Source organism: Isoptericola croceus (assembly GCF_029382255.1).
Taxonomy (GTDB): Bacteria; Actinomycetota; Actinomycetes; order Actinomycetales; family Cellulomonadaceae; genus Isoptericola; species Isoptericola croceus.
In genome coordinates this window covers 698,960-722,552 of sequence record NZ_JARLLG010000001.1, presented here as the reverse complement: position 1 = coordinate 722,552, position 23,593 = coordinate 698,960, and the positions used below count along the sequence as shown (strand labels likewise).

Annotated in this window: 29 protein-coding genes; 7 read left to right on the top strand and 22 right to left on the bottom strand. The window is 72.3% G+C overall.

Going from position 1 to position 23,593, the window contains the following annotated elements; translation table 11 throughout:
• Positions 1–41 precede the first annotated feature (41 nt).
• Positions 42–929, top strand: a complete 888-nt coding sequence (locus PZC42_RS03355; protein ID WP_277208393.1) for an HAD family hydrolase — start codon at positions 42–44, stop codon at positions 927–929.
• A gap of 10 nt (positions 930–939) precedes the next feature.
• On the opposite strand, the gene PZC42_RS03350 is transcribed toward PZC42_RS03355, so the two are convergent.
• The 7 genes from PZC42_RS03350 to PZC42_RS03320 all read right to left on the bottom strand — a co-directional run bounded on the left by PZC42_RS03350 (position 940) and on the right by PZC42_RS03320 (position 7,400).
• The gene (locus PZC42_RS03350; protein WP_277208392.1) at positions 940–1,713 is read right to left on the bottom strand and encodes a potassium channel family protein; all 774 of its coding nucleotides are present in this window, start codon (positions 1,711–1,713) and stop codon (positions 940–942) included.
• Between the two features lie 52 nt (positions 1,714–1,765).
• Positions 1,766–2,659, bottom strand: coding sequence for a zinc metalloprotease HtpX (gene htpX / locus PZC42_RS03345; protein ID WP_277208390.1), 894 nt, complete (start codon positions 2,657–2,659; stop codon positions 1,766–1,768).
• Between the two features lie 98 nt (positions 2,660–2,757).
• A complete protein-coding gene (locus tag PZC42_RS03340; RefSeq protein WP_277208362.1) occupies positions 2,758–4,164 on the bottom strand; it encodes an FAD-dependent oxidoreductase in 1,407 nt (468 codons plus the stop codon).
• Positions 4,165–4,322: 158 nt separating this feature from the next.
• The gene (locus PZC42_RS03335) at positions 4,323–5,345 is read right to left on the bottom strand and encodes an NAD(P)/FAD-dependent oxidoreductase (protein WP_277208360.1); all 1,023 of its coding nucleotides are present in this window, start codon (positions 5,343–5,345) and stop codon (positions 4,323–4,325) included.
• Complete coding sequence (locus PZC42_RS03330; RefSeq protein WP_277208358.1) at positions 5,342–5,887, bottom strand: isoprenylcysteine carboxyl methyltransferase family protein; 546 nt, start codon at positions 5,885–5,887, stop codon at positions 5,342–5,344. The genes PZC42_RS03335 and PZC42_RS03330 overlap by 4 nt, the downstream gene beginning before the upstream one ends.
• Positions 5,884–6,969 (bottom strand): type III polyketide synthase, encoded by a 1,086-nt coding sequence (locus PZC42_RS03325; protein ID WP_277208357.1) that lies wholly within the window; start codon positions 6,967–6,969, stop codon positions 5,884–5,886. Before PZC42_RS03325 ends, PZC42_RS03330 begins: the two co-directional genes overlap by 4 nt.
• 50 nt (positions 6,970–7,019) lie before the next feature.
• The gene (locus PZC42_RS03320; RefSeq protein WP_277208355.1) at positions 7,020–7,400 is read right to left on the bottom strand and encodes a cupin domain-containing protein; all 381 of its coding nucleotides are present in this window, start codon (positions 7,398–7,400) and stop codon (positions 7,020–7,022) included.
• Between the two features lie 56 nt (positions 7,401–7,456).
• Between PZC42_RS03320 and PZC42_RS03315 the strand changes: the two genes are divergently transcribed.
• The 3 genes from PZC42_RS03315 to PZC42_RS03305 all read left to right on the top strand — a co-directional run bounded on the left by PZC42_RS03315 (position 7,457) and on the right by PZC42_RS03305 (position 9,128).
• The gene (locus PZC42_RS03315) at positions 7,457–8,299 is read left to right on the top strand and encodes a UbiA family prenyltransferase (protein ID WP_277208354.1); all 843 of its coding nucleotides are present in this window, start codon (positions 7,457–7,459) and stop codon (positions 8,297–8,299) included.
• A gap of 115 nt (positions 8,300–8,414) precedes the next feature.
• Positions 8,415–8,675, top strand: coding sequence for a hypothetical protein (locus PZC42_RS03310; RefSeq protein ID WP_277208353.1), 261 nt, complete (start codon positions 8,415–8,417; stop codon positions 8,673–8,675).
• Between the two features lie 69 nt (positions 8,676–8,744).
• Positions 8,745–9,128 carry a hypothetical protein gene (locus PZC42_RS03305; RefSeq protein WP_277208351.1) on the top strand — a complete coding sequence of 128 codons (384 nt, stop codon included), beginning with the start codon at positions 8,745–8,747 and terminating at the stop codon, positions 9,126–9,128.
• On the opposite strand, the gene PZC42_RS03300 is transcribed toward PZC42_RS03305, so the two are convergent.
• The 7 genes from PZC42_RS03300 to PZC42_RS03270 form a co-directional block, all read right to left on the bottom strand.
• Entirely contained in the window at positions 9,115–9,615 is a 501-nt protein-coding gene (locus PZC42_RS03300; RefSeq protein ID WP_277208349.1) for a hypothetical protein, read from the bottom strand. The two genes, PZC42_RS03305 and PZC42_RS03300, sit on opposite strands and share 14 nt — an antisense overlap.
• Before the next feature lie 35 nt (positions 9,616–9,650).
• Complete coding sequence (locus PZC42_RS03295; protein ID WP_277208347.1) at positions 9,651–10,487, bottom strand: hypothetical protein; 837 nt, start codon at positions 10,485–10,487, stop codon at positions 9,651–9,653.
• A gap of 11 nt (positions 10,488–10,498) precedes the next feature.
• Positions 10,499–10,636: a hypothetical protein gene (locus PZC42_RS03290; RefSeq protein ID WP_277208345.1), complete on the bottom strand. Its 138-nt coding sequence runs from the start codon at positions 10,634–10,636 to the stop codon at positions 10,499–10,501.
• A 406-nt stretch (positions 10,637–11,042) separates the two neighbouring features.
• Positions 11,043–11,444 carry a hypothetical protein gene (locus tag PZC42_RS03285; RefSeq protein ID WP_277208343.1) on the bottom strand — a complete coding sequence of 134 codons (402 nt, stop codon included), beginning with the start codon at positions 11,442–11,444 and terminating at the stop codon, positions 11,043–11,045.
• Positions 11,441–11,893 carry a hypothetical protein gene (locus PZC42_RS03280; RefSeq protein WP_277208342.1) on the bottom strand — a complete coding sequence of 151 codons (453 nt, stop codon included), beginning with the start codon at positions 11,891–11,893 and terminating at the stop codon, positions 11,441–11,443. Before PZC42_RS03280 ends, PZC42_RS03285 begins: the two co-directional genes overlap by 4 nt.
• Before the next feature lie 74 nt (positions 11,894–11,967).
• Complete coding sequence (locus tag PZC42_RS03275; RefSeq protein WP_277208341.1) at positions 11,968–12,516, bottom strand: hypothetical protein; 549 nt, start codon at positions 12,514–12,516, stop codon at positions 11,968–11,970.
• Positions 12,513–13,115, bottom strand: a complete 603-nt coding sequence (locus PZC42_RS03270; RefSeq protein ID WP_277208339.1) for a hypothetical protein — start codon at positions 13,113–13,115, stop codon at positions 12,513–12,515. The genes PZC42_RS03275 and PZC42_RS03270 overlap by 4 nt, the downstream gene beginning before the upstream one ends.
• A 467-nt stretch (positions 13,116–13,582) precedes the next feature.
• Here PZC42_RS03270 and PZC42_RS03265 point away from each other — a divergent pair, with 467 nt between their 5' ends.
• Positions 13,583–13,837: a hypothetical protein gene (locus PZC42_RS03265; RefSeq protein ID WP_277208338.1), complete on the top strand. Its 255-nt coding sequence runs from the start codon at positions 13,583–13,585 to the stop codon at positions 13,835–13,837.
• A 94-nt stretch (positions 13,838–13,931) separates the two neighbouring features.
• Here the strand turns inward: PZC42_RS03265 and PZC42_RS03260 are convergent, their stop codons facing one another.
• The 5 genes from PZC42_RS03260 to PZC42_RS03240 all read right to left on the bottom strand — a co-directional run bounded on the left by PZC42_RS03260 (position 13,932) and on the right by PZC42_RS03240 (position 16,606).
• On the bottom strand, positions 13,932–14,450 hold the full coding sequence (locus PZC42_RS03260) for a hypothetical protein (RefSeq protein ID WP_277208336.1): 519 nt from the start codon (positions 14,448–14,450) through the stop codon (positions 13,932–13,934).
• On the bottom strand, positions 14,443–15,006 hold the full coding sequence (locus tag PZC42_RS03255) for a hypothetical protein (RefSeq protein WP_277208334.1): 564 nt from the start codon (positions 15,004–15,006) through the stop codon (positions 14,443–14,445). Before PZC42_RS03255 ends, PZC42_RS03260 begins: the two co-directional genes overlap by 8 nt.
• A 5-nt stretch (positions 15,007–15,011) precedes the next feature.
• A complete protein-coding gene (locus tag PZC42_RS03250; RefSeq protein WP_277208332.1) occupies positions 15,012–15,371 on the bottom strand; it encodes a hypothetical protein in 360 nt (119 codons plus the stop codon).
• A gap of 106 nt (positions 15,372–15,477) precedes the next feature.
• Positions 15,478–15,822 carry a hypothetical protein gene (locus PZC42_RS03245; protein WP_277208331.1) on the bottom strand — a complete coding sequence of 115 codons (345 nt, stop codon included), beginning with the start codon at positions 15,820–15,822 and terminating at the stop codon, positions 15,478–15,480.
• A 43-nt stretch (positions 15,823–15,865) separates the two neighbouring features.
• Positions 15,866–16,606 carry a hypothetical protein gene (locus PZC42_RS03240; RefSeq protein ID WP_277208329.1) on the bottom strand — a complete coding sequence of 247 codons (741 nt, stop codon included), beginning with the start codon at positions 16,604–16,606 and terminating at the stop codon, positions 15,866–15,868.
• A gap of 47 nt (positions 16,607–16,653) precedes the next feature.
• Between PZC42_RS03240 and PZC42_RS03235 the strand changes: the two genes are divergently transcribed.
• Positions 16,654–17,232 carry a prepilin peptidase gene (locus PZC42_RS03235; protein WP_277208327.1) on the top strand — a complete coding sequence of 193 codons (579 nt, stop codon included), beginning with the start codon at positions 16,654–16,656 and terminating at the stop codon, positions 17,230–17,232.
• A gap of 289 nt (positions 17,233–17,521) precedes the next feature.
• The gene (locus PZC42_RS03230; RefSeq protein WP_277208325.1) at positions 17,522–19,015 is read left to right on the top strand and encodes a S1 family peptidase; all 1,494 of its coding nucleotides are present in this window, start codon (positions 17,522–17,524) and stop codon (positions 19,013–19,015) included.
• Positions 19,016–19,147: 132 nt separating this feature from the next.
• Here the strand turns inward: PZC42_RS03230 and PZC42_RS03225 are convergent, their stop codons facing one another.
• Genes PZC42_RS03225 through PZC42_RS03215 form a run of 3 tightly spaced genes read right to left on the bottom strand, consistent with a single transcriptional unit; the run spans position 19,148 to position 23,585 of the window.
• A complete protein-coding gene (locus tag PZC42_RS03225; protein ID WP_277208323.1) occupies positions 19,148–20,191 on the bottom strand; it encodes a polyprenyl synthetase family protein in 1,044 nt (347 codons plus the stop codon).
• Positions 20,192–20,235: 44 nt separating this feature from the next.
• Positions 20,236–21,975, bottom strand: coding sequence for an NADH-quinone oxidoreductase subunit NuoN (nuoN, locus tag PZC42_RS03220; RefSeq protein ID WP_277208321.1), 1,740 nt, complete (start codon positions 21,973–21,975; stop codon positions 20,236–20,238).
• Positions 21,972–23,585: an NADH-quinone oxidoreductase subunit M gene (locus PZC42_RS03215; RefSeq protein ID WP_438802894.1), complete on the bottom strand. Its 1,614-nt coding sequence runs from the start codon at positions 23,583–23,585 to the stop codon at positions 21,972–21,974. The genes nuoN and PZC42_RS03215 overlap by 4 nt, the downstream gene beginning before the upstream one ends.
• Between the last annotated feature and the right edge of the window lie 8 nt (positions 23,586–23,593).

Here is a 23,593-nt window from a genome sequence, read left to right as displayed (position 1 = left end):
CTGCTGCAGCGGGGTGGGTCGCCGTCCTGCACCGACGGCCGATGACCGAGCCCCACGGGCTGCCCCGGCTGGTGGCCACCGACCTGGACGGCACGCTCCTGGGTGCCGACGGCACCGTCTCGGACCGCACGCGCTCCGCCCTGCGCGCGGTCGAGGTCGCCGGGATCGAGATCGTGTTCGTCACCGCGCGCCCGCCGCGCTGGTTGGCCGGCCTGGCCCACTGCGTCGGCGGTCACGGTCGCGTGGTCTGCCTCGGCGGCGCCGCCGTGTGGGACCTCGCGACCGGCACGGCGCTCGAGGTCCAGGGCTTCGCCGACGACGAGCTCCGCGGGCTCGTGGCCGAGCTGCGCTCCGCGGTCCCCGACATCGCGCTCGCGTTCGAACGACCCGACGGCCCGGCTTTCGACCCTTGGTTCCCGCGCAACGAGTCCGGCCTGCCGGACGCGGTGGCCTCGGTGCCCGTTGAGGAGACCCTGCCCGACGGCGGGTCCCCGGCCGCGCCCGGCTCCCCCGTCGGCAAGCTGCTCGCCGTCCGTCGCGGTGACCCGCTGTCACGCCCCGGGCAGGTGCGCCAGGGCGTGGCGAGCGACCCCGAGCAGGAGGCGTTCTTCGCGGCCGTGCGCGCCGTCGTCGGGCACCGGGCGCACCTCGCCTTCTCGGGCGCCGCGGGCCTGGCCGAGCTGCTGGCCCCGCAGGTCACCAAGGATGCGGCGCTCGCCCGGTGGTGCGCACGGCGCGGGGTGCACGCCGCCGACGTGTGGGCGTTCGGGGACATGCCGAACGACCTGCCGATGCTGCGGTGGGCGGGGCGCGGGATCGCCGTCGCCAACGCCCACCCGGACGTGCTCGCGGAGGCGGACGCCGTCGTCGGTCACCATGCCGAGGACGGCGTCGCCGCCGCGCTGGAGGCGGCCCTGGGCCGAACGTGAGCGGCAGCGCTCACCCGTCGGCTCGGAGGTCCCGGAGCTCGGCGCGCAGCTGACGCAGCTCGTCGTGCAGCGCGTCGACCTGCCCGCGGGTCGCCTGGTGCTCCCCCTCCGCGCTCTCCTCGACGCGCTCGACGAGCCACGACGCGAGCGTCGCGGTGACCACGCCGAGCAGTGCGACACCGCCGAGCATCAGCCCGACGGCGACGAACCGCCCCATGACGGTGACGGGATACATGTCCCCGTACCCGACGGTGGTCATCGTGACCAAGGCCCACCAGAAGCCGTCGCCGAGGTTCTCGACGCTCGACCCCTCCGCTCCCCGCTCGGCGTCGGTGATTGCCAGCGCGCCGGCGAGGATGAGCACCGACGTCCCGGCGGCGGCGTACTGCACGACGTGGCCGCGCAGCCGGCGCGCACCGGCCCGGTTGAGGTCGTTGACCGACCTGACCAGCATCAGGAGCCGCAGGGGACGCAGCATCGGCAGCAGCACGATCGCCAGGTCGAGCAGGTTGTACCGCACGAAGAACCAGCGGCGGCGGGTGAGCGCCAGGCGCCCCAGGTAGTCGACGGCGAACACCGCCCAGGTGACCCACACGACCGCCTGGCACGCCTGCGCGGCGACGGCCGGCATGGCGGGAGCCGCGATCGGGACGGCATAGGCCACGAGGAAGACCACGGCGACTCCGACGAGGGGCCACTCCATGCGTTCCTCCCACGCGGCGACGCGCGGGTCGTCGTCGGCCCTGGACGGTGACGTCGAGGTGCTGGAGCGCTCGGGAGCCATCGCACGACACCCTAGCGAACGGCGCCGGGCGCGCAGTCCTGCCGGACCGGGCTCAGTAGCGCGTGATGCCCCCGTGGCCGAACCCGGTGCCGCCAGCCATCTTCTCCAGGCGCGCGATCCGCTCGGCCATCGGCGGGTGCGTGGCGAACATCTTGGCCATGCCACCGCCGCGGAACGGGTTGGCGAGCATGAGGTGCGAGACGTTCTCCAGGTCGCGCGTCTGCGGCAGCGGGGCGGCGGCGGTGCCCTGCTCGAGCTTGCGCAGCGCCGAGGCGAGGGCGAGCGGGTCGCCGGTGAGCTTGGCGCCGTCCTCGTCCGCGTCGTACTCGCGGGTCCGGGAGATGGCCATCTGGATGAGCATGGCCGCGAACGGCGCGAGGATCGCCAGCGCCAGCGCGGCGAGCGGGTTGCCTCCCCCGCGCCGGTCTCCCCCGCCGAAGATCAGCAGGAACTGCGCCAGCGACGTGATGACGCCCGCCAGGGCGGAGGCGACCGAGGAGGTGAGGATGTCGCGGTTGTAGACGTGCATCAGCTCGTGGCCCAGGACGCCGCGCAGCTCCCGCTCGTCGAGGAGGCGCAGGATGCCCTCGGTGCAGCACACCGCAGCGTTCTTCGGGTTGCGGCCGGTGGCGAAGGCGTTCGGCGCCTGGGTCGGCGAGATGTACAGACGAGGCATCGGCTGGCGGGCGACGGTGGAGAGCTCGCGCACGATCCGGTGCATCTCCGGCGCCTCGAGCTCGGTGACCGGGTAGGCGTGCATGGCCTTGATCGCGATCTTGTCGGAGTTCCAGTACCCGACGAACGTCCCGATGAGGCCGATGGCCGTGAAGAGGAACAGCATGCCCTGGCTGCCGCGGAAGAACACCGCCCACAGGCCGAGCAGCACCACCCACAGCACACCGAACAGCAGCACGGTCTTGAGACCGTTGAAGTGCCGATGACCCATGTCTGTTCTCCCTCCAGTCCCCCTCCGGCCGACACCCGTGCAACGCACGAGGCCCGACGGCGGTTCCCACCGCCGTCGGGCCTCGTGTCACGTACGGGTCAGGCGCGACCCTTCGCGATGTCGATCATCTCCTCGCGGGGGACGACCTTGATGCGCTCCCGACCGTGCGGCTCGCCGAGCGACAGCTCGTGGGCGTCGAGCAGGGAGAACTCGTCCCAGGTGACGACGTCGACGCCGCGCTCGGACAGGAAGTCCAGGATCTGCTGCGGCTCGCCGTGCGGTGCGGTGCGACCGCCGTCGGCGTCGCCCGATGCGACGTCGCCGCCGTTCGGGACCCCGGTGACGTCCTCGACGAGGTGCCGCACCGTCTCGGAGGCGTCGGACTTGGTGTGGCCGATGAGGCCGACCGGTCCACGCTTGATCCAGCCGGTCGCGTACACCCCGGGCAGGTGCTCGCCGTCGAGGTCGACGACGCGCCCCTCACGGTTGGAGATGACGCCCTTGAGGTCGTCGAAGGGGATCTCCGGCAGCGGGGAACCGAAGTAGCCGACCGCGCGGTAGACCGCCTGGACGGGCCAGTCGTGGAACTCGCCGGTGCCCTTGACGGTGCCGTCGCCCTGCAGCGCGGTGCGCTCGGTGCGCAGGCCAGCTACCTTCCCGCCCTTGCCGACGATTTCCGCCGGCGCCTGCAGGAAGTGCAGGTGGATCCGCCGCGACGCGGTCTGCTGCGACGGCTCGACGAGCGTCCAGTCGGTGAGGGTCTTGACGACCTGCTTGGTCTGGTTGGTCGCCTCGATCGCGGCCATCGAGCCCTCGTCGAAGTCGTAGTCCTCCGGGTAGACCACGATGTCGACGTCCGGCACGTGCCCGAGCTCGCGCAGCTCCAGCGGGGAGAACTTCACCTGGGCGGGGCCGCGGCGGGCGAAGACGTGCACGTCGGTGGCCGGGGAGGCCTCGAGACCCTCGACGACGTTCGCCGGGATCTCCGTGGACATCAGGTCCTTCGGGTGCTTGGCCAGGATACGCGCGACGTCGAGCGCGACGTTGCCGGCCCCGAGGACCGCGACCTCCTTGGCCTCCAGGGGCCAGGTGCGCGGGACGTCGGGGTGCCCGTCGAACCAGGACACGAAGTCCGCGGCGCCGTAGGAGCCGTCGAGGTCGATACCGGGGATCGTCAGGTCCGCGTCCCGGATCGCGCCGGTCGAGAAGATCACCGCGTCGTAGTACTGGCGCAGGTCCTCGAGCTTGAGGTCGACGCCGTAGTTGACGTTGGCGAGCAGTCGCACGTCGCCCTTGCTCAGCACCTTGTGCAGGGCGCCGATGATCCCCTTGATGCGCGGGTGGTCGGGGGCGACGCCGTAGCGCACGAGGCCGAACGGGGCGGGCAGACGCTCGAAGAGGTCGATGCTGACGTCGAGGTCCGTCTTGGACAGGATGTCCGCGGCGTAGATGCCCGCGGGTCCTGCACCGACGATCGCGACGCGCAGAGGTCGGGAGCTGCTCACTGCGAGGTACGCCTTCCGGATCGGGGCTTGCGTGGGTGTCGATTCTACGAGGAACTCCGGGCTAACAAGTGAGGGTTGCCTCACTGCCAGGGTCTCAGCCTTCCCCAGGATGCCACAATCGTCTCGGAACCTGAACGGGCCGTCTCACCCCTCGGTCACTACCGCGCCAGCCGCTCCACGACCCCGCCGTAGAGCCTCGGCAGGCGCGCCGCCGCCGGGACCACACCCCGGCGCAGGGGCGAGGTCGCGGCCGCGACCAGCCCAGACGTCAGCACCCGGTAGTCCCGGGTGACCCGCCGCCACGCCCGCTCGTACGCGCCCGCGTCGTCCAGGTGCACGACGGCGGCGCGCGCCTGGGCGAAACCGACCCGCAGGCCCTCCCCCGTCAGCGCGTCGACGTACCCCGACGCGTCCCCCACCAGCCGTACCCGACCGGCGGTGCGGGCCCTGGTGCGGACACGCAGGGGTCCGGCGCCCCGCACCGGGCCGCCCGGCGCCGCGCCCGCGAACCGCCCCGCGAGCTCGGGGATGGTCGCGAGCCCGGCGTCGAGGTCCATCCCCGGCGGGCCCAGCAGGGCCACCCCCACCAGGTCCTCCGCCACGGGCGTCACATATGCCTCGACGTGCGGCCCCCAGTGCACCTCCACCAGGGGGGACCATGGCGCCACCCGATAGTGCCGACGCAGCCCGAACCGCCGGCCACCGCGCACCGGCGTCGCCTCGAGGCCGGCCGCACGCCGCACCCGCGAGTGCAGCCCGTCGCACCCCAGCAACCACCGGGCGCGCAGCCCGCCGGCCGTGACGCCGTCGTCGTCCTGCGACACCGACCCGACCCTGCACGGCACGACGGCGGCACCCGCCGCGAGCGCCGCCTCGTGCAGCGCCCCGTGCAACGCGGTCCGCCGGACGCCACGGCCCCACCCGCTCGCGAAGAGGTGGTCCGCCGTGCACCCGTCCTGCCGGTAGGAGATGCCCCGTAGGTCCTGTCCCGGCGGATCCACGCCGAGGCGACGCACCGCGGCCAGGGTGCCGGGCATCAGACCCTCGCCGCACGCCTTGTCGACCGGGGCGTCGCGCGGTTCGAGGACGGCGACGTCGAGCCCGGCCCGACGAGCCTCGATCGCGGCGGCGAGGCCGACCGGTCCGCCTCCGACGACCAGGACGTCGACGTCGGGGCTCACGTCCGGCCGGGGCCCGGCGCCGGGTCGTCGGCGAGCCGCAGCGCCCGCTCCTCGGCGGGGATCCGGAACCCGAGGAGCAGCCAGGCGTTCAGGACGGTGAAGCCGACGGCGGTGATCCACGCCGAGTGCACCAGCGGCAGCGCGATCCCCTCGAGCACCACGGCGACGTAGTTGGGGTGCGGGATCCACCGGTACGGGCCGCGACGCACCAGCGACATCCCCGGCACGACGATGACCCGGGTGTTCCACTGCGGCCCCAGCGTCGCGATGCACCACCACCGCAGCCCCTGGCTCGCCAGGACGAGGACGAGCATCGGCCAGCCCAGCCACGGCAGGAACGGTCGGTCGAGGGCCACGACCTCGACGACGCACGCCACCAGCAGGCCCGTGTGCAGCGCGACCATCGGGCCGAAGTGCCCGCGACCCGACTCCACGCCCCCGCGTGCGAAGGACCAGCGGGCGTGCCGGGCGGAGACGACGAGCTCGGCGAGGCGTTCGAACCCGGTCGCCAGCACCAGCGCGACGTACAGCAGGACGCTCACGAGACCTCCTGCCCGCGCAGCAGCACCAGCTCGGCGGCGACGCCCGGGCCGAACGCCATGAGGACCGCCCACTCCCCGGGTCGGGGCGCGCCGTCGTCCAGCGTCGCGGCCAGCACGTGCAGCACCGACGACGAGGACAGGTTGCCCTCCGCCGCGAGCGTCGCGCGGGTGCGCGCGACGGCGCTCTCCCGCAGCGCGAGGGCGTCGCGGACCGCGTCCACCACCTTCGGCCCGCCGGCGTGCACCACCCAGGTGCCGACGTCGTCCGCCGTCAGCCCGTACGGGGCGAGCAGGTCCTTGACGTCCCCGGCCAGGTGGGCGCGCAGGAGCTCCGGGAGCTCCGGTGACAGGACGATGCCGAATCCCGTGTCCCGCACGTCCCAGCCGAGAGCGTGCGCGGTGCCGGGGTACAGGTGGCTCCGCGTGCCGACCACCTCAGGGGTGGGCGTGAGCGCGGGGCCCGGGCGTGCGGCCACGTCGTCGCCGCCGACGACGACGGCGCTCGCCCCGTCGCCGAACAGGCCCGACGAGACGAGGTTCGCCGTCGAGGTGTCGTCCCGCTGGAAGGTGAGCGAGCACAGCTCGACCGAGACCAGCAGGGCGACCTGGCGCGAGTGACCCGCCAGGTAGTCGTGCAGGTGCGCCAGCCCGGCCGCCCCGCCCGCGCACCCCAGGCCGAACGACGGCACGCGACGCACGTCGGGGCGCATCCCGAGGCGGTCCACCAGGGCGGCGTCGAGCGACGGCGCCCCGATCCCCGTCACCGACGTGTAGAACAGCAGGTCGACCTCGCCGGGCGCGACGCCTGCGGCCGCGAGCGCCTCACGGCCCGCCCGCTCGGCCAGGTCGGTGCCGACACGGACGAAGTGGGCGTTGGCCTCACCGAAGGACGTCAGGCCCGCATACTCGTCGATCGGCAGCGCCAGGTGACGGGTGGCGACCCCAGAGGCCGCGTGCACCCGGTGGGCGAGCCTGCGCCGCGCCCCCTCCGGGGCGACCAGCGGCACGATCGCGTCCGAGATCTGCTGCTGCGGGTAGACGTCCGGAGGCAGTGCGGGGGCGACGGCCAGCACACGGGACATGCAGGCATCGTGGCACCTCAGCGGCCTCGGCGCGCGGGGGCGGCTCGCACTCAGCCGTCGAGGGCGCCGGCCGCCAGCACGGTGAGCAGGATCGACGAGTCCTCGAGCGCCTCCACCCGGTGCCGCGACGACGGGATGACGACGAAGTCGCCCACGGCCCCCTCCCACGACTCCTCCCCGGCGACCAGCCGCACCCGGCCGCGGAGAACCTGGAGGGTCGCCTCGTCCGGCGAGTCGTGCTCGTTCATATCGTGGCCGGCGGTCAGCACCGACACCACCTGGCGCAGCGCGTGGTCGTGACCGCCGCGGATGGTGCGGGCTCCGCGGCCGTTGGTCTGGCGAGCCGTCGTCAGGAGCTCGTCGGTCAGTGCGGACAGGGACAGCGACTCCATGGGTGGCTCCGGTCGGTCGACGGTGACGGACGCCCTCATGGTGCCACCCGGACCCCGGTCCTGCCGACGTTCCGGCGGCACGCTAGGTTCGCGTCATGTCCGGCAACCTCGCCCGCGGGATGCTGGCGGCCACGCACCCGGCACCGGCCGCCGCGGTGACCCTGCTCGCCCTGGCGCTGGCGCTGCGGGTGGAACCGGACCTCGGACGCGTCCTGCTCGTGGGCGCGGCCGTGGGGACGGGACAGCTCTCGATCGGTTGGAGCAACGACTGGCTCGATGCCGCCCGCGACCGGCAGGTGGGGCGGTCGGACAAGCCGACGGTCAGCGGGGCCGTCAGTCCCGGGCTGCTGCGCTCCGCCGCCTGGGCGGCCCTGGTCGTGTGCGCGGTGCTGTCGTTCGCGACCGGTCCGGTGGCAGGGCTGCTGCACCTCGGGCTGGTCGCCGGCGGCTGGACCTACAACCTCTGGTTCAAACGGACGGCCTGGTCATGGTTGCCCTACGCCGCCGCGTTCGGCCTGCTGCCCGCGTTCGTCGTGGCCGCGGCCGGCGACGGACGGGTCGTGGCCGGGTGGGCCGTGCTGGCCGGAGCGCTGCTCGGGGTCGGCGCGCACGTCGCCAACGTGCTTCCTGACCTCGAGGACGATCGGGTCACCGGGATACGCGGCCTGCCGCACCGGCTCGGGCGACGAGTGGCGAGCGTCGTCGCCCCCGTCGTGCTCGCGGCGGGCAGCGTGGTGACGCTGCTGGGTCCGCAGGGCACGCCCACCGGCGTGGCGACCGTGCTCACCACGGTGGCCGTCGCCTTCGCGGCGGGCGCCGGCGTCGTCGGCGTGCGGCAACCGCGCAGCCGGGCACCGTTCCTGCTGAGCATGGCTGTCGCCGCGCTCTGCGTGGTGCAGATCGTCGTGGCGGGCGACGCCGTGGCCGTGGCGGCCTGACCGGAGGGGTCGTCGGCGCTCCGGTGGGCCCGACCTTGGGCCCAGGGGCCCTGTCGCGTGTCCGCCGCGGCTGCCAGCCTGGGCGCGCTCCGCAACAACGACCTCCAAGGACACCATGCGCCCCCTTCGTCTCCTCGCCGGGTGGTTGCTCGGCGCCGCCGTCTACGCCGTCGGCGGCCTGCTCCTGCTGCTGGGCGCCGTGCTCGTCGCCGTGGCCACGTCAGGTTCCCTGCTCGATCCAGGACCGGACGCGACGAGGTTCGGTGGTGCGATGGTCGCTGTCGTCGCTCTGCTCGTGCTCACGCCCGTCGTCGCCGGCGCGCTGGCCGCACTCGCGGCGTGCGGGATCTACCGCTGGCACACGGGGATGCCCTGATGGAAGTGGGGCGTCGTCGCCCTCGGTGGCCCTGCCCTGCTCTGGCTGGTCCTGACGCTCGTCGCCCGGGTGACGACCGGCATCGCGTCCCCGCTCCAGGTCGACGGAACCAGCTACGCCTCCCCCGCGCTGGGGGTGCTGCTCGTGGTGCTCGCCGTGGGCACCCCGGCGGTCACCGGAGTCGTGGTGGGACGGGTCAAGAATCGCCGGGCCGCGGCCCTCCAGGAGGCCGTCTGGCCCGGGGCGACGCGGGTGGCAGAAGACTCCCCCGCACCGCTCGTCAACGCGGTGACCGGCGCGATCCCGCGGGTGACCCGTGGCGGACGCGACACCGTCGCCATCGTGGGTGGCGCAGTCGTCGGCGTGCTCCTCGTGGCGACGGCCGCGATCGCCGCGGCCCCCGTCCTCGCTCCCGTCGCCGAGGGCTCTCAGCAGGCGGTCACTGTCGAGTGAGTCGTCGGGCGAGCAGCCCGAGCCCGAGGGCGACGAAGCCGAAGACGACGAAGAACGCGCCCCCGCCCGCGCCCGACGACGACCCGTCGACGTCCGAGACCCCGATCGACTCCACCCCGGCGCCGTCGCACGTCACCGCACCCAGCATCGGGTCGAGGACGGTCAGCCGGACCCAGCTGGCACCCCCGGGCTCCTCGCGGACCGCCGGACCAGAGGCTTCAGGCGCTCCGTCGACGGCGACCTGCCCGTCATCGGACGCGCACGTCACCGAACCGACATCCACGCTTCCCGGCTGCGCCCAGAGCACCTGCGCCTCGTCGAGACCGAAAACCTGCAGCGGCTCGCCTGCCGCGACCGCCTGCGACGGGACGAACGGGCGCTCGGCGTCGGCCTTCGAAGACCACGGCCCGACGTCGGCCCACAGGAGTACGCCGACAAGCACGACCAGTGGCGCCGCGACCAACGCGATCCGTGAGAAGAGCCCCAAGGAGGCGCGGCGATTCTGCGCCGAGAGCGGACCGCTCACTTCACGGTCACCGACTCGAGCACCTGGTGGACGCCGTCCGCGTCGAAGCTGGCGTCGGGTCCGTACACGAGCACGAACGCCTGCTCACCCGCATCGTTCACCACGCCCAGCGACTCGAACCGGATCAGCTCGCCGTCCTCACTGCCCAGCGGAATCGTCACGTAGTAGGTCGAGTACGCGGCATCGGCCGCTCCTGGCCACGCGGCCTCCTCGGCCGCACCGTCGACGGCACCCATCGACCTCTCCGCGGACAGCAGGCTGTTCTCCGCCTGCGTGAGCATGTCGCCCTGGGCGTCCGGGGAGACGACGACGGTCATCCCGTTGGTGTTCTCGCCCTCGGCCGGGGTGCCGTCGGTGAACGCCCAGGCCTGCGTACCTTCATCGGCAGTCGGCGGCTCAGCCTCTGTCCACCCGGACGGCAGGGCCACCGAGACCGGTCCCGTCTCGTGGACCTGCCAGTCGCCGGGTGCCTCGGTCGGGGCGAGGGCGCCGGATCCGTAGTCCTCGGCTTCGACGTCAGCGCCCCCGTCCCCGCAGGCCGCGAACAGCGCGACGGCGGCCGCGGCGGCGACGATCCCGGTCAGACGGACGTTCAGCTTGGTCATCGGACTCCTTGTTCGCATCGGAGGTGAAGGGCAGCGATCGGACCAGGACTCTACGGGATCACTTGGAGCAGCCGCCGCGGCCGCGAGCTGCATGAAGCTGTCCGGCGTGAGGGCGGCACTGCCGATGTCGCTCGGGTCGGTCACACCGGGGACGTAAGGGACGCCCGTCGTCTGGAGGAACCGGGCGGCGAGGTCGCGGTCGGCCTCGGCCTCGAGCGGGATCTGCATGGTCCGCGACGTCACCGTGCTGGCGTCGTCCTCCAGACGGCCTTTGCTGTACCCGTGTCGGCCTCGACGTGCCAGCCCATGGCGCTGACGACGCGCATCGCGACCGGGTCTCCGTTCGCGTCGAGGTCGATCTCCACGACCGCCGACATCTCACGATGCACGGCTGCGGCGGGATGTAGTCCTCCGCGCTGCGTTCGGGTGCCCCCGCGCACGAAGCGCCGCTGGAGCCGTCGATCGCCGCTGCGACCCGGCACAGCGCCGCTGCCGCGTGGTCGCCGTACCGGAGCCCGACGAACGCGACGATCATCGCCACGACCAATACCGCGGCAATAGTCACGGCCCCCAGGTGCTCGAGCGTGCAGGCTCCCCGATCGCCTCACAGTCGGCGCACGGACTCCCCCTCGTCGGCCTGGATGCCGGTCCGGGCGGATCAACTCTGTCCGATCCGCACCGATCCTCGTCCCGCGAACCAGGGCCCGTGGGCCCATCTCGGGCCCAACTCGCATGATCACTACCGGCCGGACGCTCCGACGTCAGTGTCCGACCGATCTGCCGTCATCGTGCCCGAGCCCCCGCCGCGCGCTTCAACCAGACGGTCCCGGCGACGACCCCGAGCCACGCGGCGCCGTCGACGAGGACCGTCGCGACGCCCGGTTCGAACCAGAGTTGGGCCAGAAAGGCCCGTCCGATCCACGTCGCGGGGTTCAGCGCGTACGAGGCGAACGCGACGCCAAGCAGCACCGGCAACGGGCGACGACGGTCGGTCAGCAGCGTCACCAGGACCAGCAGCGCGCCGACGACCACGGCCCGCAGCACCAGGGCCTGCTGGACGTCTTCCTCGGGCAGCGCCAACAAACCGGCGATGATCATGCCGACCAGCCCGGCCACCGCATAGGTGACCGTCAGCCCGACCGCGCGAGCGATCTTGCTCGGGGTGGAGCGCTCCTCGGCGATCACCGATGCTCCTGTACTGGTCGGCCCTCACTGCCGGTGAGTCGTCCGCGCAACGAACCGATCGCGAGTGCCAGCCCGACGGCGATCACCACCTGGACGAGGCTCGTCACAGCTTGTCCCGGGACCGGGACGCCATAGGACGCGAAGTACGCCCAGGTCACGAGGCCGGCGCAGATCGGGATCGGAGCGCCGACCACGATCCACCGCCACCACGGGGTCTCAGCGTCAGCCGGTGTCCCCAGTCCCGCAGCGAGGCCGCAGAGCACGGCGGCCGCGATCCAGGGCAGCCAGCTCCAATCGAGCACGGCCTGGCCCCCCGACGACGAATGCAGCGAGACCAGGACCAGCCCGGCACCGTACGCCCCGACAAGGAACCCGACCAGCGCACAGACCCAGCCGATCACCAGGGCACGGGCTGTGCCCTGTCGTGATGTTGCCGTGGTGGCACTCATTCGCCGCTCACCTCGATGCCCTCGAACCCCAGAAGCCTCGGGCCGCATTCTCATCTTGCTCACCGACGCATCTCTCAAGTCCGCCGTCCTCTGGTCAGGTTCAGCGTCACAAGTGCCCAGACACCGGCGATCCCGGCGAGGACGAAGAACCCGACGCCGACGACCCACCACGGTGGACCGAGGCGCAGCTCCCCGAGGGCGAAGGCCTCCAGTCCTCCACCAGAACAGGTGAGGTCCGTGCCGGGAAGGGGTGACATCTCAGCGAGCACGACCATCGTCGCCGGCGGCTCATCCGTGGACCCCGTCCGCAGGATCGGCGCTGTCGGACGAGGTCCGGGAGTCGTCGCGACATCGATCGCCTCCGTCCCACCACCTCGTGTCGTCACCACGCACGTCACCTCGGCCGGGACGAGGCTGTCACCACCACCCCACACGATGGTGTTCGACACCGACTCAGTGTCGACGGTCTGCCCCGCGGCGACCACGTCGGCGGCGTACGGTCCGCGCGGCCCCTGGTCGGTCGTCACGCACCAGAGCCCGACGACGGTGAAAAGCACGACGGCGGCCATTGCCGCGAACCCTGAGGCCCGGACCGGCCCCCGGACCGGGAAGTTCGCCGTCACGATGGGTCGCTCTCAGGCGCGAGCTCGACGGCGTCCAACACTTCGTCGAGGGGCAGCTCGGCAAACTCATCCTTGGGACCGAGCACACCGACGACCACCTGCTCCCCGCCGGCGAGATCTGCCACGACCCAGCGAGACGCGACCTCGACCGGGCCTTCGGCCGACCGCTGCTCATTCCACAGGCTCACACCGACCGCCAGCTCCGCATCGGACCGGACCAGTTCTGCCACCTCGACGTCCTCCGCCCCACGCTGGGCACGCTCCCCGAGCACCAGTGACTCGGCCTCCGCCGATGCGTCGCGGGTCGGCTCCTCCTGGATGGACACGGTGATGCCGGGCCGCACCGTCGAACCGTCGTCGGGCAACCCGAACGTCGCGGTGGTGACTCCGCTCGCCCCGTCGTCGGAGCGGCTCAGCTCGGTCCAATCCTCCGGGATCTTCAGCACGACCGGTCCCACACTGCGCTCCGCCCACGACCCGCCAGCCGTCGACGTGTCGGTCGTCGGGTCGCCGGCGGCAGGCTCGGTTCCCGCACATCCGGTCACCAAGAGCATCAGCGCGCCGGCGACGGCGGTCGCCGCCAGGCGGTGTGTGGTCATGGGGGTTCCCTCATCTCGTTCCGGGATCATTGTGGTCGAAGGTGTATAGGTCACGACATACCCTGCACGCTCGACGTCACGTCCGTCGCCCTGGCGGCCTGGCGGCCTGGCAGCATGCTGGCCGGCAGGCCCTGGGCCCTCACCTGGGCCCACGGGCCCTGTCGACTCGGCCGCCACGAGTGCCAGCACAGGCGCGCTCGACATGCCGACCAAAGGACGTCATGCGCCCCTTCGTCTCCTCGCCGGGTGGTTGCTCGGTGCCGCCGTCTACGCGGTCGTCGGACTGGCGCTCCTGCTGGGTGCCGTGCTCGTCGCCGTGGCCAGGGGGCGACATGACGACGGCGAGCTGGCTGGTCCACGGCAGACGCTCGGCGCCACATCGTCACGGCGCCCGCGCCGACCGACCCTGCGGACGTGGGCACGGCGGCCGACCAGCTCGACGCACTCCTCCTTCGTCCGACCGACGGGTGGCGCCGGCGAGGGCGCAGGAGGCGGTGCGGGCGATCCTGACCCGCCGTCCCGACCTGGAGGACGAGCTGCACGACCTCCACTGGCGCGGAGCGCAGCGCCGAACCGAGGACGGCAAGGCCTCGCTCGAACGGGTCGGCACACTCCTCGCGCAGGTCGCGCAGGTCGCGCCGGACGCGGCGGCGCAGCGCGCCGCAGACCACGAGGCCCTCGAGCGCAAGCTCGCCGCGCTCCGCAAGCGGAACGGGTTCTGACGCCGTGGCGGGCCGTCCTACGTGAGGACGGACGGCGACGTCCGTCGCCACCCCACCTCAGACAGACCGCCGGGGTATCGCCTACGGACGACACTCAGTGGACGCGACGTCGCCCGTCCTCGATCTCGATCCCGGTCGCGTCGACGACGCTCCCGTCGGCGGCGATCAGGCGAACCGTCACCTCGTCGCCCACGACGAGCATGCGCGACCCTGTGTCGGCGGAGAACGACGCTGTGAACGCCACCAGCCCTCCGCCTCTGGTGCGGAAGCTCTCGCGTGCGTCGTCTTTCGGCAGGGCAGCTACCTCCTCGCCGTCGACGACGAGCGTCAGCTCCGGTGCCGGCACCTCCACGACACCGTCGCCCTCGGGCGCCCGGACGGGCTGCTCCACGACGACCACGCCCGACGAGCCCAGCCGTGCCGACGGCGTCTCGTAGGACATGCCCCCTGCACCGTGCGACGACGCCGGGGGCGGGGCTGTCGCTGCGTCCCCGGACCGTGCGGACTCCATGGTCGACCACAGCGCGAGGACCACGGCCACCCCCACGACGGCCAGCACGGCGTACAGTCCCAGCCGAGGGCCCGAGCGCCGCCCGGCGGGCGTCTCACTCACCGGTGACCACGATAGAGTCGCCGACGGCCTGCACCAGCTCGTCGTCGAGGTCCTGACCCGTCAGCTGCGCGAGCACGGCGTGCTTCTCGTCGTCCGCGACACCCCAGAGCACCGCCTCGTACGTCACCTCGTCGTAGCCCGTGTAGGTAAAGCGGATGCGTTTGTAGTGCTTGAAGTCCTCCTCGCGGGTGGGGTCGACCTGCTTGACGATCCTGAAATCGGGGAAGGCGCCGACCTGCGCCCACCCGACGATCGTGCTGGTAGCTCCCAGCGCCGTGTCCTTGGCGTACTCGGGCGCGAGCAGGAGCTGGTATGCCGGGTCGTCACCCTCGACGTCCTGGTAGGACGAGGTCCAGGTCTCGTCGGCGGCGCCTGTGTCCACCCAGCCGTCCGGGACGTCGACCTGCATCCAGCCGGCCTCGACCCGCTGGAATCCCTCCGCGGGGCCCGAGTCGGTGCCGCTGCCACATGCCGTCAGGGCCACCGGGACGGCGAACACCAGCGCTGCCGCGAGAAGTCGTCGGTACAGGGGGTGCCGGTGCCGGGTCGTGTTCATCGTCGTCATCGTGCCATCTCCAGGAGGCTGCGGCGCACCGTGCCGATGCCGAGCGCGAAACCGGCGGACACGGCCACCTGGATCAGCGACGAGCCGATCAGGCCCGGCGTCGCGACACCGTGGGACGCGAAGTAGGCGAGGGTCACGACGTACGCACCAACGGGCACCACCGCGCCCACCGCCACCCAGTACCACCACGGCGCCCTGGCCGTGCCGCCGGCGAACAGCCCTGCCCCGACTCCGCTCAGGACGGGCGCAACCAGCCCCGGGAGGAACGACCACTGCAGCACCGCGGCAGTGTTGCCGCTCGCCGCGAGGACGTTCAGCACCACGCCCATCCCGTACTCGCCGACGAGAAACCCCACCAGGCTCGCGACGAGACCGACGAGCGCTCCCCGCCAGGTCGCTCCTCACTTGACTTTCGTCCCGGTCACCGGGTTCCTCACGCCGTTCTCCGTCTGTATCCCGCCCTCACCCCACACAGGTCGAGTCGTTGATCATGACCCGCTGCCCGTCCGGGCCCGGGGCGCCGAGGAACTGGGCGTCGACCGCGTCGGCCGTCGCGTCCTCCATGCTCAGTCCGAAGCCGAACTTCCACCCCGCCTTGACCGCGAGATCGAACCCGGACTTGTCCCTGATGTTGTGGTAGGCGATCTCGCTCATCGTCGCCTCCTCATACATCAGCTGCATGAACGGGTCGTCCGACGGTGCGTCAGGGTTCATCGAGCCCCACGGGACCGCGAGCGCCACGGTGTCCCCGAGCCCGTTGCTGCTCGCCAGCCACTCGTCGACGACGCGCCGGTTCGAGGCGTCCACATCGAGCCCCGTCGTCACCACGGTGGAGGTCGACTCGCCTTCCCTACCGAGCCCCCGCGCTCTCGAACGTCGCCTCGTTCCCGAGGTGCCCCTCGAAGCCGCCCTCGCGCATCGTCTTGAACTCGAGCTTGACGACGTCATCGGCCGCGTCGCGGGTCACGGTGAACGCGCCCTGGGTCGTGCCCTCGGCGCTCCCGCCGCCCGCAACCACCTCGGCTCCGACCGAGCCCGACCCCGTGAGCTCGTACGTCCAGCTCACGGTGCCCGCCTCGGCGTCGACCTTGCGGATCGCCTGCCCGTTGGCCCCGACCGACAGGTTGGCGCCGACGTTCGGGTCGAAGAACTCGTCCTTGCCGTTCGCGTCCGTCGTCCCGGTGGGGTCGCGCAGCCCGAGCGACGCGTCGAGCGAACCCTCACCGCCCAACTGGGTGAACGTGATCGCGGGGTCCTTCGGCGGGTCGGCGTACCCTCCCATCGACTTGATCGCCTGGTGGGTGGCGAACCCGCCCCCTCTGCCGCTGTGCTTGAGCATCTCCTGCTGCATCAAGTAGGTGTCGAGCTCCTTCCGCATGTCGTTGTACTGGCTCTCGTCGTCGAAGACCCAGGTGTCGCCGTAGCCGAAAGTGAGGCCGCCGCCGAAGCCCACGTCCACACCTGCGTTGTCCCCTTGTCCGAGCTTTCCCACGTCGAACGTGACGCCGGGGGCCTCCCCCTTGGCCGCGGCGGTACTCGAGGCGCCGACCGGCAGCTTCGCCTGCTGGGGCCTTTCCGCGGGTTCCGTCATCCGGATCGCCGACGACGGCGGCCCTCCGGAGTCGTAGCATCCTCGCCATGTCCCTTGCCCAGCGCGCCCGCGACGAGCTCTCGCCCGTCCGCCGCGCCGTGCTGCTGGGCGCCCTGCCGGCCGTCGTCTGGGCGGCTTGGGTCAGTGGCCCCGGCTGGGCGGCGCCGGCCCTCGCGGTCGCCGGGGTCTCCGGCGTCGCGCTCTTCGCGATCGACCTGGGCACCCACCGCCTGCCGAACGCCCTCACCTACCCGACCACCGCCGTCGTCGCGGTGCTCCTGGTCGGCGCGGGCGCGCTGGACGGAGACTGGGACGCCGTCTCGCGTTCTCTCCTGGGCGCACTTGCGCTGGGCGTCGGATACCTGATGCTGCACCTCATCAACCCGTCGGGCCTGGGCTTCGGGGACGTCAAGCTCGCCGTCCTGCTCGGCATGGTGACCGCATGGTTCGGCTGGCCCGTGCTCTGGGCCACGATGCTGCTGCCGTTCCTGCTCGGCGGCCTCGTCGCTGCAGTCCTGCTGATCACTCGACGAGCCGACCGCAAGACCGCCATCGCGTTCGGCCCCTACATGCTCCTCGGCGCGCTCGTCGCCCTGAGTGCGGGCCGGATCATCGCCGTCGCGTAGCGGAGGTCCGCACGAAGTCTGCCCGCGATCAGCCAGCGGCGGTGGACCTGTACAAGTCTCTCGACCAGCCGCGCTGGCGCTCACGGCCGCCCGGCTCACCACGGGCTGACGTCCCGCACGACAAGCGGAAAACGTCGCCACCAGGCAGGATGGAGACCGATGCTCGGGGCTATGGTTCACTCTGGATACCAACTCGGTATTACCTGAATGATATCTGGGCAAGCGCTGAATTTGAACCTACCGTGGGGCCGTCGGGTACTCCGCCCGGCACCTGACGGAAGGAAGCTCCATGAGACGAACAGCCTTCAGGACGATCGCCACCACCACGGCGACGCTCACCCTCGCAGCCACGGCGTTCACCGCCCACGCCGCGAGCCCCGCCCCCGACGCCGAGGACCTGCTCGACGCCACGGACCTCGCGGAGAAGTACCCCGACGAGCTGCTCCAGGCCATGCAGGACGACCTGGACGTGACGAAGGACCGCGCCGTCGAACGCCTGGACTTCCAGGCCGAGGCGTCGGTCACCCTCGACGAGCTCGACGACGCGCTCGGCGACGACTTCGCGGGACTGTGGCTCGACGCCGACGACGACGTCGTCTACGCGGCCGTCACCGACAAGGCCAAGACCTCCACCGTGCGCAAGGCCGGAGCGAAGGCCGTCACCGCCCGCTACTCGCTCGAAGACCTCGAGCAGTGGCAGGACTCCCTCATCGCGCCGCTGTCGGACGTCGACGGCGTCCCCGGTACGTACGTCGACCTCGCGGAGAACTCGATCGTCGTCCAGGTGCACCGCGGAGCCCGCGGTGAGGCCCGCCAGGCCGCCAAGGCGGCCGGCGTCCCGCGGGAGGCCGTGACCTACGAGCTCACCACGGAGCAACCGCAGACCTTCCAGGACATCGTCGGTGGCAACGCCTACTTCACCAGCGGGTTCCGCTGCTCGGTCGGCTTCGCCGTGACGGCCGGGTTCGTCACCGCCGGGCACTGCGGGCCCACCGGCGCGACGACGACGCAGCCGAGCGGGACGTTCGCCGGGTCCGTCTTCCCAGGCAGCGACATGGCCTGGGTGCGCACCGCGTCCGGGAACACCCCCGTCGGCGCGGTCAACAACTACAGCGGCGGCGTCGTCCAGGTCGCCGGCTCCTCCCAGGCACCGGTCGGCTCGCAGGTGTGCCGCTCCGGCTCGACCACGGGCTGGCACTGCGGCACCATCCAGGCCTACAACGCCACCGTCACCTACGCGGAAGGCAGCGTGAACGGCCTCATCCGCACCACGGTCTGCGCCGAGAAGGGTGACTCCGGCGGCTCGCTGCTCGCCGGCAACCAGGCGCAGGGCGTGACCTCCGGCGGCTCCGGCAACTGCCGCACCGGCGGCACCACCTACTTCCAGCCGGTCAACCCGATCCTGTCCCGGTACAACCTCACTCTCGTCACCAGCGGCAGTGGCACCGGCGGTGGCGGCGGTCAGAACCCGACGTGCACCGGCACCTTCTACACGGGCGGCGGCTCCCTCTCCCAGGGCGGCCAGGCCGTGCACCCGGACGGCAGCTACTGGCACCAGAGCAGCTCCGCGACGATCGCCGGCTGCGTCGAAGGCCCGTCGAGCGGCGACTACGACGTCTACCTGCAGCGCTGGACCGGCAGCAGCTGGTCCACCGTGGCCCAGGGCGCCACGGCGTCGAACCGCGACTCGCTCACGTACTCGGCGTCGTCGGGCTACTACCGCCTGGTGGTCCACGCGTACTCGGGCTCCGGGGCGTACACGGTGGGCATCACGGTGTCGTGACACCCACCTCGCCCCGTCTCGCGCACGCCACCTAGGGCGTCGGGGGGGGGGGGGGGGGGGGGGGGGGGGGGGGGGGGGGGGGGCGCGGCCCCCCCCCCCCCCCCCCCCCCCCCCCGCCCTGAGGTGTCGCGCTCAGACCGCGCGGTCGGCGAGCGCCGTCGCCAGATCGTCGAACGCCTGCTTAACCGGCCCGTCGGGCAAGGGCTCCAGCTCCGCGGCGGCCTCACGCGCCCACCGCACGGCGAGCTCCCGGGTCTCGGCGAGCACCGCATGCTCTCGCAGGTCCGCCACGACGGCCGCCAGCGCGGCGTCGTCAGAAAGGTCCCCGTCGAGTCGGACCAGCAGCTCGATGTCCGACGGCGTGGCCTCGCCGCGCTCGACCCGGCGCCGCAGCAGCAGCACCGGCATCGTCGGCACGTGCTCGCGCAGGTCCGTGCCGGGCGTCTTGCCCGAGGTGTCCCCCGAGGACGCGATGTCGAGGACGTCGTCGGCGAGCTGGAACGCCACCCCGACCTTCTCGCCGTAGCCCGTGACCGCCTCGACGACGACGTCGGCGCAGCCACCGAACATGGCGCCCAGGCGTGCCGAGGTCGCCAGCAGCGACGCCGTCTTGTCGCTGAGCACCTGCAGGTAGTGCTCCACGGCGTCGTCGCCCGCAGCCGGACCGGTCGTCTCGTGGAGCTGGCCCAGGCACATCCGCTCGAACGTGTGCGACTGCAGCACCACGGCCTCCGGGCCGAGGCCCGCCACGAGCGCGGACGCCCGCGCGAACAGCAGGTCGCCGACGAGGATCGCGATCGAGTTGCCCCACACCGTGTGCGCGGCGGGAGCCCCGCGCCGCACCGGCGCGGAGTCCATGACGTCGTCGTGGTACAGCGAGGCGACCTGCGTGAGCTCGACAACGACGGCCGCGTCGATGAGGCGCGGGTCCGCGCCGTCGCCCAGCTCGCCCGCCAGCAGCGTCAGCAGCGGCCGGAACCGCTTGCCGCCGGCCGCGATGAGATGGCGCGACGCGTCGTCGGCCAGCGCGTCCGTGGAGGCCACGGCCTCGGCGAGCACGGCGTCGACCTGTGCCAGGCGTCCCGCGAGCCGGTCGGCCAGCTCGGGGTCGCTCAGCGGGATGGCGGTCGGCACGGTGGCGCGGGCGCCGGCCGAGGCGTCAGAAGCACGGGTCACGGTCCGAACCTATCTGCCCGGACCGTGCCACAGCGAACCGAGCGTCACGGCTGCAACGGCCGGAACGTCGCCGCCTGCGCGGCCCAGTCGAGCGCCACCTGCGGGACCACGCCGAGCAGCACGACCCCGACGGCGCACAGCACGATCGCGACCGTCGCCGGCCCGCGGGACGCGACCACGACGACGGAGGCTCGCGAGAGCGTGGACCGTGCCGCGGCGAGGGTGCGGGTCGCGCCCTCGCCGGCCGGCGCCTCCTCCTTGGCCTCCGGGCCGCCCGTGCCGTCCGCGGCGACACCGTCGCCTGCCGGATGCTCCGTCTCCTGCGCGTCCTCCGCCGGGCGCGTGAGCAGCATGAGCACGATCAGCCGCACGTAGAAGAACACCGCGACCGCGGAGGCGAGCACACCGAGCACCGCCAGCGGCCAGGCACCCGCCACCACGGCCGCCGAGAACACGCCGAACTTCGCGATGAAGCCCGCCGTGAGCGGGATGCCCGCCATCGACAGCAGGAACAACGCGAACGCTGCCGCCAGCCAGGGCGACCGGCGGGCCAGCCCCGCCCACTGCGACAGGTGCGTCGCCTCGCCCAGGACCACGCCGTCGGCGTCCTGCTCGCGCACGAGCGTCACGATCGCGAACGCTCCGAGGGTCGCCAGACCGTAGGCGAGCACGTAGAAGAGCACGGCCTGGGCGCCCGTCTCGGAGAACCCCACGAACGCGACCGCCAGGAACCCGCCGTGCGCGATCGAGGAGTACGCGAGCATGCGCTTGATGTCCGTCTGCACGACGGCGGCCACCGTGCCGACCAGCATCGTGAGGATCGCCACGGCCCACAGGCCGACCTCGAGGTCGCGTCGCAGCGGCTCGTCGAGCCCGGCCGCCAGGGTGAAGACCACCCGCACCAGCGCGCCGATCGCGGCTGCCTTGACGCAGGCCGCCATGAAGCCCGTGATCGGGGTCGGCGCACCCTGGTACACGTCCGGCACCCAGGTGTGGAACGGCGCCGCGCCGATCTTGAACAGCAGCCCCACCGTGATGAGCAGCACGCCGGCGATCACCAGCGCCGGCATCAGCTCGAGCACCTGGCTCTGCGGGTGCGTCAGCACATAGAGGGCGCCCTCGAGGCTCACCGTCCCGGCGAACCCGTAGACCAGCGCGATGCCGAACAGCATGATGGCGCTCGCGAACGACCCGAGCAGGAAGTACTTGAACGCCGCCTCTTGGCTCAGCAGCCGACGACGGCGGGCCGTGGCGCACAGCACGTACAGCGGCAGGGACAGCACCTCGAGCGCGATGAACAGCACGATGAGGTTGTCGGTGGCGGGGAACAGGAGCATCCCGCCGGTGGCGAACAGCACGAGCGGGTAGACCTCGGTCTGCTGCAGGCCGGCCTCGCGCGCGGCGTCCTCGTAGGTGGTGCCGGGCACGGCGGCCGCGGTGGGCGCGAACGCGTCCTCGCCCGTGCGCGTCCGGTCGGCGATCACCAGGACACCGAGGATCGCGAGCACCGCCACGACGGCCTGGATGCCCAGGGTGAACGGCGTGAGCAGGAACGTGCCGTTCACGACGAAGGCGTAGCCCTCGGTGGCGACCCGTCCCCACAGCAGGACGACCGACACCAGCGATGCGACCAGCGCCGCGAGCGTGAGCACGATCTGCGTGGGGCGGCGGCCCCGGTCCGGCACGAACGCCTCGATCAGGACGCCGACCACGCCGGCGGCCAGCACGACCAGGACGGGCATCAGGACGGCCCAGTCGATGACAGGTGCCTCGAACTCGATCACTGCTCGCTCCCCTCGAGAGCCCCGAGGACGGGCTCCGGATCGGTCTCACCCACGTGCTCGACGGAGACACCCGCGGGTTCACGCACGTAGTCCAGAGCGGGCCCGGGCATCAGACCGAGCACCACCAGGGCGGCCACCAGCACGCCGGCGACCGTCTTCTCCCGGCCGTCCAGGTCCTTCGCCCCCGCGACGTCCGCACCCACCGCGCCGGTGAACATGCGCTGGTAGGTCAGCAGCACGTACACCGCGGCGAGCACCACGGCGGGGACCGCGACCAGCACCGGCGCGGGCCAGCGGGCGAACGCACCGAGGAAGACCATGATCTCCGAGACGAACGTCGCCAGACCCGGCAGTGCGAGGGCGGACAGCCCCGCCACGAGGAACGTCCCGCCCAGGACCGGCGCGACCTTGCGCATCCCGCCGTAGTCGGCGATCTGCTGGCTGCGGCGCGGGTGCCGGGCGATCGCGAACCCCGCCACGAGGAACAGCGCCCCCGTCGAGATGCCGTGGTTGAGCATCATGAAGCTCGCGCCCGAGATCCCCAGCGAGGTGAAGGTGAAGATGCCCAGGATGATGAACCCGAAGTGCGAGACCGACGTGTAGCCGATGAGCCGGAGCACGTCGGTCTGACCGATCGCGAGGATCGCGCCGTACAGGATGGAGATCACCGCGAGCACGATGATCGCGGGCGCGGCCCAGCGGCTCGCCTCGGGGAAGAGCGGCAGGCACAGGGTCAGCATCCCGAAGGTGCCGACCTTGTCCAGGACGCAGATGAGCAGCGTGGACGTTCCCGGGGTCGCGTTCTGCGTCACGTCCGGCAGCCAGGTGTGCACCGGGAACATCGGCGCCTTGATGGCGAAGGCGAGGAAGAAGGCGCAGAACATGAGCCGCTCGGCCGTCGGGTCGAGGGGCAGCCCTGTCACGGACTCCGTCAGGAACGCGTCCTGCGGACGCAGACCCGTGGCAGGGTCCACCGGCACCTGCAGGTACAGCGCGACGACCGCGACCAGCATCACCAGCCCGCCCGCGAGCGAGAACAGCAGGAACTTCACCGCCGCGTACCGGCGCTGCGCACCCTGGCCGAACCCGCCGATGAGGAAGTAGGCCGGGATCAGCATGGCCTCGAACACCACGTAGAACAGGAACACGTCGCGCGCCGTGAACACCACGACCATGAAGGACAGCAGCACCAGCACCGTGGCGAGGTAGCGCCGCAGGCGGACGTGGTCGCCACCCTGCTCGTGCCAGGCGGCGAGGATCACCAGCGGCACGAGCCCCACGCTCAGCGCGACGAGGAGCAGCGAGACCCCGTCGACGCCGACGGCGTAGCTCGCCCCGAGGGCAGGGATCCACGGGTACGTCTCGGTGAGCTGGTGGGTCCCCGCCGTCGAGGTGTCGAAGGCGGCGAAGGCCCCGACCAGCAGCGCCACCTCCACCAGAGCACCGACCAGCGCGACGGTCCGTGCCGCGCCCGCGGAGAACGCCCCTCCCCCGGCAGCAGGGCCCGAGGCCGGGCGACCCCGCCCGGCGCCGGTGAGCACCGTGGCCAGGGCCGCGACCAGCGGCCAGACCACCAACGCGGTCAGCCAGGGAAATGTCGACATCGTCATCCCTTCCA